Origin of the sequence: Methylotuvimicrobium sp. KM1, from assembly GCF_044788715.1 — a bacterium.
Taxonomy (GTDB): Bacteria; Pseudomonadota; Gammaproteobacteria; order Methylococcales; family Methylomonadaceae; genus Methylotuvimicrobium.
Genome location: NZ_CP173170.1, coordinates 2829165 through 2841838 on the forward strand (window position 1 = coordinate 2829165; position 12674 = coordinate 2841838).

9 protein-coding genes are annotated in these 12674 nt (G+C 47.2%); 2 read left to right on the plus strand and 7 right to left on the minus strand.

What is annotated here, in order from left to right; translation table 11 throughout:
* Window positions 1–370: 370 nt before the first annotated feature.
* The 6 genes from ACINK7_RS12100 to ACINK7_RS12125 are packed head-to-tail and all read right to left on the minus strand — an operon-like array spanning window position 371 to window position 7606.
* Window positions 371–1666 carry a diguanylate cyclase domain-containing protein gene (locus ACINK7_RS12100; RefSeq protein WP_404355451.1) on the minus strand — a complete coding sequence of 432 codons (1296 nt, stop codon included), beginning with the start codon at window positions 1664–1666 and terminating at the stop codon, window positions 371–373.
* Entirely contained in the window at window positions 1663–3639 is a 1977-nt protein-coding gene (locus tag ACINK7_RS12105; protein ID WP_404355452.1) for an ATP-binding protein, read from the minus strand. The genes ACINK7_RS12100 and ACINK7_RS12105 overlap by 4 nt, the downstream gene beginning before the upstream one ends.
* Before the next feature lie 6 nt (window positions 3640–3645).
* Window positions 3646–4269: a DUF1638 domain-containing protein gene (locus ACINK7_RS12110; protein WP_404355454.1), complete on the minus strand. Its 624-nt coding sequence runs from the start codon at window positions 4267–4269 to the stop codon at window positions 3646–3648.
* Window positions 4266–5294 (minus strand): uroporphyrinogen decarboxylase family protein, encoded by a 1029-nt coding sequence (locus ACINK7_RS12115; RefSeq protein ID WP_404355456.1) that lies wholly within the window; start codon window positions 5292–5294, stop codon window positions 4266–4268. The genes ACINK7_RS12110 and ACINK7_RS12115 overlap by 4 nt, the downstream gene beginning before the upstream one ends.
* A complete protein-coding gene (locus tag ACINK7_RS12120; RefSeq protein ID WP_404355458.1) occupies window positions 5291–5956 on the minus strand; it encodes a B12-binding domain-containing protein in 666 nt (221 codons plus the stop codon). The genes ACINK7_RS12115 and ACINK7_RS12120 overlap by 4 nt, the downstream gene beginning before the upstream one ends.
* A gap of 12 nt (window positions 5957–5968) precedes the next feature.
* Window positions 5969–7606 (minus strand): ASKHA domain-containing protein, encoded by a 1638-nt coding sequence (locus tag ACINK7_RS12125; protein WP_404355460.1) that lies wholly within the window; start codon window positions 7604–7606, stop codon window positions 5969–5971.
* 206 nt (window positions 7607–7812) lie between these two features.
* Between ACINK7_RS12125 and ACINK7_RS12130 the strand changes: the two genes are divergently transcribed.
* A complete protein-coding gene (locus ACINK7_RS12130; RefSeq protein ID WP_404355461.1) occupies window positions 7813–9087 on the plus strand; it encodes a sensor histidine kinase in 1275 nt (424 codons plus the stop codon).
* A 118-nt stretch (window positions 9088–9205) separates the two neighbouring features.
* Here ACINK7_RS12130 and ACINK7_RS12135 read toward each other — a convergent pair whose 3' ends face one another.
* Window positions 9206–9739 carry a septal ring lytic transglycosylase RlpA family protein gene (locus ACINK7_RS12135; RefSeq protein WP_404355463.1) on the minus strand — a complete coding sequence of 178 codons (534 nt, stop codon included), beginning with the start codon at window positions 9737–9739 and terminating at the stop codon, window positions 9206–9208.
* A gap of 497 nt (window positions 9740–10236) precedes the next feature.
* Here ACINK7_RS12135 and ACINK7_RS12140 point away from each other — a divergent pair, with 497 nt between their 5' ends.
* Window positions 10237–12672, plus strand: coding sequence for a mechanosensitive ion channel domain-containing protein (locus ACINK7_RS12140; protein WP_404355464.1), 2436 nt, complete (start codon window positions 10237–10239; stop codon window positions 12670–12672).
* Window positions 12673–12674 lie beyond the last annotated feature (2 nt).

Below are 12674 nucleotides of genomic sequence, written 5' to 3' on the forward strand. Positions count from 1 at the left end.
CCCCACTGCTAAATCGCTACCGGCTTCATCCGGCGAGTATAAACAGCGTAGCCCGAATGGAGCGCAGCGCAATCCGGGCTACATGCTTTAATAGCAACTTGGGAAAGAACGTATGCGGATTGGCCGTTTTTAGCTTGATGCGTATGGCTTGCAAACCCCGTCTTGCTAAGGAAGTTGGCTGACAAAAGAAAGTAGATTTCTGCCGTTAATTCTTTTGTTCCAACTGCCATTCCTGTAGCCAGTTGAACAAGGCTTCAACACCCAGAACAGTCCCATCGCGAAGATTGGTCTTCGGCTGAAAAAACAACACAAACTCATTATTGGCCAATGCGCGTTCGATTCGGGCAAATTGCTTTCCTTGCTCACACGTTTATTTTTCTCGAAACGCGTCGAACCGTTGAAATCGATTCTTACCTTGTTGCTTGGCTTGATACATCGCTTGATCGGCATGGCGAATCAATGTTTCAGAATCGGCTGAATCATCCGGATACAGAGTAAAACCCAAGCTCAACGATACCGACACAGTTTGATTCGCCAGCAACATTTTTGCCGAAACGGCTTTAAGAATTCTTCGTAATATCGTCTTACATTCGCCGCTGTCATTGATATCCAACAGCAACAGCACAAACTCATCGCCGCCGATGCGTGCCAGCGTATCTCCCTCGCGTAAACAAGCCATGATGCGCCGAGTAATTTCTATCAATAATTGATCACCGACTTGATGACCGAATCGATCATTGATCGGTTTAAATTCATCCAGATCCAGATAACACACCGCCATTAATTTTCGCGACCGCCGCGCATGAACGATGGCTTGTTCCAATCGATCCGATAATAAAAAGCGGTTCGGAACCCCGGTCAAGGGATCGAAATGCGCGATACGTTCCAATGCGTGCTGATGCTCTTTGATCGGCGTAATGTCGATAAACGAACCGATGAAATGATGAATGCTGTCTTGATCGTCCCTGACCACTGCAATAGACGTCAAGGCCGCGTAAATTTCACCCTGCTTGTTGCGATTCCAAATTTCGCCGCTCCAGTGACCTTCCGATAACAAGGCTTGCCACATGTTGCGGTAGAATTCGGTATCCTGCCGCCCCGATTTGAGTATACGTGGATTTTCGCCTTTGATTTCGTCAAGCCCATAACCGGTAATACGGCTAAAGGCGTTATTGACATTGATAATACGGTTTTCAACATCGGTAATCACGATGCCGTCATGACTATAGGCAAAGACAGTCGCGGCAAGACGTTGATCTTCTTCCTTTTGACGCAATGCCTGCCGCATCCGTTCGGTTTCCAACAAATTGCGCACTCTAAGCTGAGCAATCTGGAGATTGAAAGGCTTGATCAAAAAATCTGCCGCACCCAGCGATAAACCCTGAATTTCAGCTTCAATTTCACTCAACGCCGTCACGAAAATAATCGGTATATGCTGTAATTTAGCATCAGATTTAAATAAGCGGCAGGTTTCATAGCCATCGAGATCGGGCATCATGATATCGAGTAAAACCAAATCCGGCGGAGTCTCGCTCGCCAACACCAGGCCTTTTTTACCGCTAGTCGCTATTTGGATCTCGTATTGATCCTGTAATGCCATCCCCAATAGCGTGATATTAGCCGGTGTATCATCGATTATCAGGATCTTCTGGCGTTCAATGCTCACAATGCGTTTCCCTTGGTCTCGGAGAATTGCTCACGCAATAATTTTAGCTGTAAATGAGCCTCCTCAAAATTCATATCGTTGATCAGTTTACCAATCGTGTCAAAATGCGAAGCAATCAAACTACCCTCCAATTTTGCTTGCAGCATGCTGAATTGTTCAACGGCAGTAAACATATTTTTTTCCAACTGGCCTTCGAGACCATCGAGAATCTCGTTAATACCCTCACAACTCTTGAAAAACAAGCGATCTTCGTTACAAATTACTGTCTTTTGCTGCTGAGCCGCGGACAGATGTATATGGCTTTCGATAACGCTCACTAAATGTTCTATCGTAAAAGGCCGAACGAGTCGTTCATCGATATCCTGTTTAAATTCGGGCTCTAACCCTTCGCTTTGTTGTTGATCGCTAATACCGATGATGAATGCGCGAGGAAGATGATGGGCCGATTCCAAGACACGAATCTTTCTCGCAAGCCGGCCAAAAGATCTATTTTCCAAACTAAGTTCAATAATGATTGCATCAAATTCTAGATCCTCGTCGATAAAGTCCGAAATTTGATCATCCTGATCCACACCAATCACTTCGATAGATCGTGCCTTTAGTTGTGCAGACAAATTAGCGCCATGTCCACAATCACTGTCAATCAATAACACGCGATTTAGCCTAGGATTTGGATTCGATAATTGGGATGACTCATCGATATTGGATGGTAAAGCGCTGTTATCGATCTCATGCTCGACGCGGGTAGGTATCCGAAACCAAAAACGCGAACCTTGCCCTTCATCGCTCTCAAACCCGGCTTTGCCTTGCATCAACTCGGCAAAACGCGATACCAGCGACAATCCCAGCCCAGTCCCCACATAGCGTCGATTCGAACTGCTATCGACCTGGGTAAACGGTTTAAATAACTCGCGCTGTTTGTCCTTTGGAATACCGATACCGGTATCGCTGACCGAAAACTCCAACAAACAATTCCTCGACTCATCAAGGATTGAACGCGCCTCAATCCGGATAGAACCGCGATCGGTAAACTTAATCGCATTGCTGACCAGATTGGATAACATTTGCTTAACTCTGAGCAAGTCAACTTGATAAGCCTTTACCTCACCATCTACCCAGGCAGCATGAATTCTCAAGCCTTTTTGCTGGGCAGCACCGGAAAAAAGCGTCATAATTTCGTCTAAAATCCTTTGTGGTTGAACGGCTAAAAAATTTAGCTCCAAGCGATTCGCCTCGATTTTAGACAAATCTAAAATATCATTGAGCAAAGCAAGCAAATTGTTGCCGGACGTCAGAATCGTCCGAGCGCATTCTAGGCGTTTAGTATCGTTGCATTCCCGCTTGACTAATAATTGAGCCATACCCAGAATCCCGTTCAATGGCGTCCGAATTTCGTGAGACATCGTCGCTAAAAAACTACTTTTGGCACGATTAGCGGCTTCCGCTTTACGAGTCTGTATTTTATTATTCAAAATCAGCGCGATATGAGAAAAAAACGGTGCCAAATAGTTGCGCATCTGTGCCGATCCCAGCAAATCGGACATTTTGACGACACCCAGCATTTGGTCGCCAATCGTCAAAGGCATCACCCATGTGCAGGCCACCGCAGCAACATTATCTTTGAGCAGGGTATGGTTCAAATCGGTATTTTGTTCGACAAAATGGCGAGTGGCAAAGACCTCCGCCACCAACGAATCTTCAATCTCACCAACAATCCGTTTTTCGCCGAATAAGTTGACATAGTGAATCTCGCCTTCGTCCAGATAATAAATCTCTGTATTGGTACCGCCTAAACTACCGCAAAGTGCCGCTATCATACTATCTAGGAAGTAATCGATACCGGCAATCGGATTAAGCAATTCCACCATATGCAGGACAAGATGCAGATTGGCTTTTTCTTCGGATAGCTTACGGACACGGCGCTCCAAGTGCTCGATACGTCTTTGCAAATCGTGTTCGTTTGAATTCATCATTCCCGTTCAAGTCGTTGCTTGATCTAGTCGCTGCTTAATAGCCTCGAACAACACTTGCTTTAAGTGTTCAAGATCCACTTCGAGCCAGTGTAAAGGTAAATCCACAAAATCGGCCGCGGTTTGAGCGGCTTCGGAAAAATCGGCGCTGCAAGGCGTTTTGAGCGCGAGCATATACTTATGGCTGCTGTGAAAAATTTCGCGCACCACGGCAATATTGTTACCGAAACAAGCCGTGATCATCGGTTGCCAAGTCAAGGCCCAATCTTCAACTAGAAAGTACGCTCCCTTTTCAAGCTCCTGCATGAAAAGCTCATAACCCAATAACATAACGATGCAATTTTGACCCCGGGTGCGGCAAGTGCGATGTTCGTCCAAATAGTTGTCCATCAACGGATGGCAACTGCCGTAAAAAACAAAGGTTTTTTCGCCTTTCGCCTCATGCTCTTGCAAGGCTTCGTTAAGTTCTTTCGATAAGCGATTAAGGTAATTATGCAGGGCCGAATCCAAAAAATGCGTTTGTACATTCCAGCCTTGTTTTCGGATCAAATAGTCGACTTCTTTGCGCAAAATACCGCAACCGACCATCGTCAAAGGCTCTGTATGCTCCTGATGCAACACAAAGGTTTTCATGTCAACTGTCCGTATTCAAAGGCGGCCGTTATCATCGCCTCAATATTGACCTCCGGTACCGCCAGAGGCATCACGCCATTACCGAATAAAAAATGCCCGCCCTGCTTGCCTATCTCGATAATACGCTTAACTTCGGCTTCTGTTTCCGCCTCGCTCCAATGAATCATTTTGATGTCGTCAATCACACCACATGTCAAGCCGCGGGTATTGATCAAGCGCTTGGCTTCGGCCAAGTCAGCCAATGGACTGATGTAATGCGACGTGATGCCCAGTTGGTCAAACGCCAAATCGATAACGCCGTTAAATGGCGCCATGCCGCAGTAATAGACGACATCATCTACGCCGCCCGACTGCAAATCGAGTTTCATCCAAGGCAATACGATTTCTTCGATGATTTTGTTACCGACAAAATAGGGCGAACCGAACGGCGTCGAATACATCAAAACATTGGCTCCGGCCGCACGTAGCGCGTTAATGTGCTGATGAACAAAATCAACGCATTTGCGCAACAATTCATCGCGCAGATCGGCCGGCCCGGTCAAAAATAGCTCCATCCAGTTATCCATGCCCATCAACAGGGCCGGCAAGGTCGTCGAAGCCGTCACATAAGCGCAAATGGCATGCGTCTGCCCTATCTCGGTACGTAAAATCGATAAACAATCGGCAATGGCTTGCCAGGCTTGCTGTTGAGTGATATCGGTCGGGACTTCAAATTTGGCAATATCGTCCCAATTCTTGATCACGAAATCTTCCACATTAGGCACGCCGTCATCGGCAAACAATATTTGTTTACAGCCCAACAATTCGGCTTCTTTGCCGACATAGTGCAAACTCCACACATTATCGTGACCGAAACGCTTTAACATTTGCAATTGCGCTTCGGCAACACAATCGCCCCGTGCAAAATAATCTTGAGCGCGCATATCGAGTTCTCGCGCACCTTGATCGAACAAATTGCAAAAGACCGGAATACGCGGTGCCGGGGCGCCGTTTTTAGCCGCCGCTAAAATTTCTAAAGGTGTCATGGACTCACCTCTTTGATCAATTGGATAATAACCTTTGCCGCCGTCACACCATCAGGAGCCCACACATCGGCCCCCACTTTTTTATATAATTCCGGATCGAATCGATAGGGCGCGCCTCCGACCGCCAGCTTGATTTTATTTTCCAAGCCCCTCTCCTTTAATAAGGATCGAACCTTGATACTACCATTCTCGCCGATCGCGGTATGCACCATCATGGCCGAAATCGCGATGACTTGTGCGTCGTTTTCGACAGCCTTGTCGACAAACTGTTCGGCGCTGATATTGATGCCTAAGTCGATAACATCGACCATCAACGATTTAAGGCAACCTATCACGATACGTTTACCGAGCGAGTGCAAATCGCCATAGGCGGCCCCGATCACCACTTTGCCGATCGTTTCCGGCAGGCTAGCGAATTTTTCCAGCATTCGCTCGGTCACTTCAGAGGCGATCTGTGCCGTCATGAAGTGTTGAGCCAGATTGGAATCGGGATCCTGTTCGATGCGCGCCATCATGGCTTCCACGGCAGGAATGACCAAATTGAACACAATATCTTCCGGACTATAACCGTCTTGTAGAGCCCCATTGACCACGGTCAAGGCGGCCTGCTTATCGGTTTCGAAAACCGCTTCGTTGTATGCCTGCACGTAACGACTCAACATATTCCGACCCCCTTATGCCATCGGCTGCAAGCGCAAATGTTCGATAAAACATTCTTCATAACTACTGATTCCGCCTAAATTGATCGATTTTGTCTTGCTTATGATCGCATTTAAACGAGCATTTGCGTTTTGGTCTAGCAACAACTGCTCGCACCCAGCCAGACTTGCATTCGCAAGACGTTTGAATCTGTCGACCGGTAAACAGGGCAACAAGCCGACACGCATTGCACTGTGTAAATCCAGGTATTGCCCCAAACTACCGCAAATCCAAACCGCCTGTAAATCGCTTGGCTTTAAGTCGGCAAACTCGAGTAATTGCATCATGGCGGCGGCGGTCGAAGCCTTGGCTCGTTGAAAAATATCGATATCGCCACCAAAAATTGCCGACCGAGCACTGCCGGCATCAAGCCGATAACCTGTACCGCTCGACTGCAATGATTGGGCAAAGCGACCGGAGGGTTTGAGTATTTGCTTGTCCAACATCACCGCAATCGCATCGATGAAGCCGCTGGCACAATATCCTCGAATCGGCTGCTCGTCGATCGTAGTCATCAGCCAACGCTCGCCGTCATCGCGTACACGATATATGGCGCCCGTTTCAGCCGCCAAGCCATTGCGCATCCCGACCCCTTCAAACGCCGGCCCACCCGGAACCGATGTCACCCATACCGTAGTACCGTCCCACAGAGCAATTTCAGTATTGGTTCCCAAATCCGCCAACAGCATCGGACTAGATTGCTCGGTAATTCCCGTGGACAAAAGATCGGCCAATAAATCCGAACCGACAAAACCGGCCAATGGCTGAACGATCGAGATATCCGCGTGAGGCATACGCCAATCATGGCGCCACGAGGCCACATCATCGATTTTGCACTCGATAGGGCTATGCCAATTTTCAAGCCGATACAAATCATCGCTATCGTTACCGCCACCAATCAGCATCAGCATAACGGTGTTTCCGACGATGATAATCTGTCCGGTTTCGGCAAGGACATAAGCCACTTCCCCAAAATCTCGACTCAAAATATCTCGAATACCATCCAAGATAGCCTTACGCCCTTCGGTCATCAAGTCCCGCGAGGCATGAACGTCCAATCTTTGGGCATCCAAACGAGTCAAGACATCGGCGCCATGCGCCACTTGAGGATTGATGCCTACCCGGCAACCGATGAGCCGAGCGGTGGGGCGATGCCAAATAGACAAACGAATATGAGTCGTTCCTAGATCGACCGCAATGCCATACGGTTTTTGAACCTCGTCGGTAACTTTCGAAAACACTACCGTAGGCCACTGGTATCGATCCGGACTCCTCCATTGCGACGCCGGAGCAGGATGAGCAAGATACGCTTCACCGTCACTCAGAGGCCTTAATTGGCAGGCGAGCCGATAACCCTGCTCCAATTGATCCGGCAACAATTTCTGCCGTTCCGCCGGAGTCGGAAGATTGAACCGACCGGAAATGACTTGTATCAAACAAGCGCCGCAAGTACCCAGCCCGCCACAAGCCGCACGAACGCGAATTTCGGTGTGATCGAGCGCTTCTCGAACCGATACCGAATCGGACAGGTAAAGCTCTAAACCGCAATTATCCGTGTTGACGCGTAACCGGTGATGTTTTTGTTCTTCGATGGATTCTAAATTTTTTGGCATCGGTCTTTTAGCCGCAATTCCGGACACTATCTCGGAGGGTGGAACTCATATTACTATAGTAATATTCACGAAGGTCTGGCAATCGATCGCCCCGGCAAATGAAAGTGCGCGGCAGGCGGAGAGTGCGGTCACTCGCCCGATAGGACGATAGGACGCCGATGCCGAATTTTGATCTACGATGATGATAAATAAATTTTGAGGTCTTGATGTCAAACGATACCACGAGCATTGATAAGCGCCCCAGCATTCTGATAGTCGACGACGAAAGCGTCAATCTTTCGGTTTTCGGACAATATTTGATGGCGGATTATGCGGTCTTGGTCGCAACATCCGGCGCTAAAGCCTTGGAAATAGCGAATAATAACTCCTTGGACCTAATCTTGTTGGATATTATGATGCCCGGCATGGACGGTTACGAAGTCATTAAAGCGTTGAAGGCTAATCCGAAGACGCAAGACATTCCGGTCATTTTCGTGACGGCCTTGACCTCCGGACTAGACGAAACGTTCGGTTTTTCATTGGGTGCGGCGGATTATCTCTATAAACCCTGCAACTTATCGATATTATCGGTTAGGGTCAACTCACAGATAGAACTAAAAAAAGCGCGCGAGCGCTTACAAAATCAAAATATTCATCTCGAAGCGGAACTACAAAAACGCTTGCAAGAAAATCAAATAATTCAATCCGAACTGATGCAATCGGAAAAACTCGCCGCGATCGGTCAATTGGCGGCCGGCATTGCACACGAAATTAATAATCCGTTGGGGTTTATTTTTTCCAACCTCAATTCCTTTCAAGAATATGCCTTCGAAATTTTCGACTTGATCGACCAATACGATAATCAACTCTCCAAATGCAGGCCCCAACCGGACTGTATCTCGAAATTACAAGATTTGAAGCAGCAAAAAGACTGGAATTTTTTGCGCGAGGATATCGCCGATCTGATTAGCGAATCCAAAGAAGGTTTAACCCGAGTGCGAAATATCGTCCGTGCCTTCAATCAATTCACCGATGACAACGGCCAAGACTGGCAGCAATGCGATATCAAGCTGAGTTTGGAGACGACCTTAAAAGTGTTCGTCTGCAGCCAAAATATCCAATGCCGTATTCGCAAAGAATATGGCGACACGCCCGAGATCGAATGCATTCCTCAACTCATGAATCAAGTTTTTTTGAGTTTGCTGACCAATGCCTGGCAAGCCGTCGGCGAATCCGGTGAAATCATTATACGAACCGGAACCGACGGCAAACAGATCTGGGTGGAAATTGCAGACAACGGCCCCGGGATTAATCCGGACCATCTGCATAGATTATTTGAACCGTTTTTCACGACGCGCCCCATTGGCAAAGGCATCGGCCTCGGCTTATCGACCGCGAATAATATCGTCCGCGCTCATCATGGCAGAATCGACGTCACGAGTCGTATCGGAGAAGGCGCCAGTTTTAAGATCTGGTTGCCTATTCATAAAACGCATGACTAAGGATATGCCCGTAAATAACTTCCCTATTTTGTGTAGGGTTCGGTTGCTCAATTGGCAGGTGTCGGCGGCAGGGATAGCGGCCGTCAAGCCTAAATGATTACTTTCGCGCAGGCATCGACTATCTATTGCTACCGGCATACTCACCGATATACTCCACTTCCACTTCGGCAAGCCCTTTAACGCCAATCACTTTAGCCGCGCCTTTCGATAGATCGATCAAACGATTTTTAGCGAAGGGGCCGCGATCGTTCACAACCAAAATAATCGACCGGCCATTTAGCAAGTTAGTCACTTTGACTCTGGAAGGTAAAGGAAGCGTTTTATGCGCGGCGCTTAGACCATCGGGATTAAACCTGATACCCATCGCAGTGCGATTGCCGGATTCGGCACCATACCAAGAAGCAATGCCTCTTTCCTTATATCCATTGGGATTGGCCAAGGGATAGTAGCGTTTGCCTCTAATTTGGTAAGGCCGGTTGTAAGGCGCATCTCTCTTGAATTCGATTGCTCTATCGAAGCCATCATCCGACACCGGCTGTTTGGAAGAACAGCCGAATAACATCATAGCGACAATCGCCAAAACGGTAGCGAATCCGAAATTGCGTCTAACGAGTAAATGATACGGTTTTTTTTGCAACAACTGAAAAGCCATAAGATACTTAAATTTCAATATATTGACGAATATTCTTAAAATAGCTCAATAAACTTAACGTCTGCTGAAGGCTCAGCAACGAATCGATATGACCGCTAGGATATTTTTGGCTAAAACTCAAAAGAGAATATTGCCACCACCGGTATTCTAATCGGCCGTGATTTGCAGTAAGACCTCAAATATTACATAATTCTTCATCAAAAGAGCGATTCATAAGCATTTTTCATTTATTGCACGACATCCCAAATACCGTTGTCGCTCATCCATCAAACTTAAATTTCAAATGAATCATACGCTCTCGGTCATGACCGAGGCGCAGACGCCAGTAAAATTTACTGACAACTTGCCTAGTGGTAGTTGCCACCGCCTCCTATCTTCAATTTGCACACTTTGATTGATTACAGTCAAAAATATTGCAATGACGCGACATTATAGTAAACAAGGCTTATGACTGGGTAAGCTACGAAAACGACTGACTCTCAACACGAGGAATAAACATGAACATCAACGCTGCAATTTCATTGACCCGAAATCCAAGTCTCTGGCTATTGCTATTGCTATTTTACTTGATGGCACCGTTTAATTTTGCCTGGTCTCAAGACGCACAACAAGTAACAGCACCCGAGAATAGCGCCGAAACCGAAACGCTCGACCAAACCATCGAAACCATTTCGGAACGACGTAAAGCGCTGGAAAATCAAAGAACAGAAATCAAGCAGCGTTTGCAAAAAGCATCGGCCCATGATGCCGAACTATTACAAAAGCAACTCGCACTGCTGGAGCAAACAGAGGCAGCCTTTACCGCACAAATCATCGAACTCAATCGAAGTCAGGAACTAGATGCTCAAAAAGCCGCCGACTTACAAGAAATTGCCCGACTAGAAAAAGAGCTTGAGCCTGAAAAACCTGTTTCAGTTTTGGATTTGGACCGCGCGCGCGAACAACTCGCCGTCGAGTCGGCCCGGGTTAAAGTGGTCCGCGCCAAAGTTGATTTGGCAAAAGAAGGTTTGGAACAAGCACAACAGGCATTCAAACAAACACAAGACAAGCTGACTCAAATACAAAGTGGAAACGGAACAATCGAGCCGTTGCCGCTAAAAGCGGCGGAACTGGAACATGATCTCGCCGAACAACAACAAACGCTTCGCGAACTGGAACTGAAAAACGAAGAAAAAGCGTTTTCAGTCTATGACACCCACCTTAGTCTATTACGCCAAAAAGTCGACTTTTTACAGCAACATGCCCGCTTCGACAATTCTGCATTAACTCAGCAACACGAAAGTATCCGCAAACAACAATTCGAACTTAACCGCGAATTGTCTCGACTCAACGAACAACAATCAAAGGCGCAAAGCCTTTTAGAACAAGCTCGGAAACGGCTGGAAGCGGCTTCTTTCGAAGATGTGCAAGCCATTGAAGAAACGGAATCGCGTCGCTTGGAGCTAGAGGCGCTTAAGTCGAAAACCGATGCTGCGCAACGCAAACTGGAATTAATTTCGGAGCGGAAGGAATTATGGCAAAAGCGCCAGGACGTATTCAATGAATCCGTCGAATTGCAGGAATTACCGAACTGGCGATCTCAGGCCAACTCAGCCATCGCACAAATCGAGCAAGAGCAAGCCACGATTAAACTTTGGCTCAGCGACTGGCAAAGCCGACTGAATGGGGTAGGCAGCAAAACGGCTCCGGATAAATCCTTTTGGCTATCACGTCAAAGTGAACACATACAAAGTATCATCGACACATTGACCGATTTAAACGGGGCAATGGATGAAACCCGCCGGCTTCATCAATACTTGATCGACGATATTAATGCCAGAACCTCGCAATACAACCTTCGCGACCGGATCAAAAGTTTAATCAACATGGAGATCAATCATAATTCGCTATGGGATTGGCTTTATGCCTTCGCCATCGCCTCGATGACCTTCATTTTATTATTCGTTTTGCGTTGGTTCCTAATGCGCGGTTTAAAGCATGCCGCCGAACGCAAGCATTTTTCCCAAGCGAATGAAATGCTGAGCACCGTCAAACGCGCCAATCTCATATTCTTTCTAGTCATCGCTGTCTTTTTCTCATCATTATCGTTAACGCTAGACCCCGCCACCGATACGACGATCGCCAAAATCACAAAAGTTGTTATCGCACTACAGATCGCGATTTGGCTGAGCGGTTTTATAAGAGCCTGGATTTTCCGTATCCTGTCGCGCAAAACCAAACGCGACGGCGCCAGCATGGGCGCATTGGCCATCCTTAATTTCACGAGCCAAATAGTGTTATGGTCGGTAGCAGTATTGCTTATTCTGCAAAACCTCGGTATCGATATCACCGCGTTAATTGCCGGCCTCGGTATCGGCGGTATCGCAGTCGCCTTGGCGCTGCAACGAATCCTCAGCGATTTATTCGCATCGCTATCAATCGTGCTCGACAAACCCTTCGTGATCGGCGATTTCGTCAATTTCGGCGATTATTTCGGCACCATAGAGCATATCGGCATCAAAACTACTCGATTGCGTAGCCTGACCGGCGAGCAGATCATTTGCGCCAACGGCGAACTGCTCGATACCCGCATCCGCAACTACAAACGCATGCAAGAGCGGCGCGTAGTTTTCAAACTTGGAGTGGTCTATGATACGCCCTATAAAAAGCTGCTGAGCATTCCGGCAATGCTCAAAGCGATCATCGAGAAGCAAGATAAAACTCGCTTCGATCGCGCTCACTTTTTTCAATACGGTGATTTCTCTCTCGATTTCGAAATCGTCTATTATGTGCTGAGCCCTGACTACGGTTTATTCATGGATGCGCAGCAAGCAGTCAATCTGGATATTTACCAACAGTTCCAACAGGAAGGCATCGAATTCGCTTATCCGACTCAATCACTGTATTTGCATAACAGGCCTGTTTCGCAGCCTAAATTATCTGAAATCGGATAATC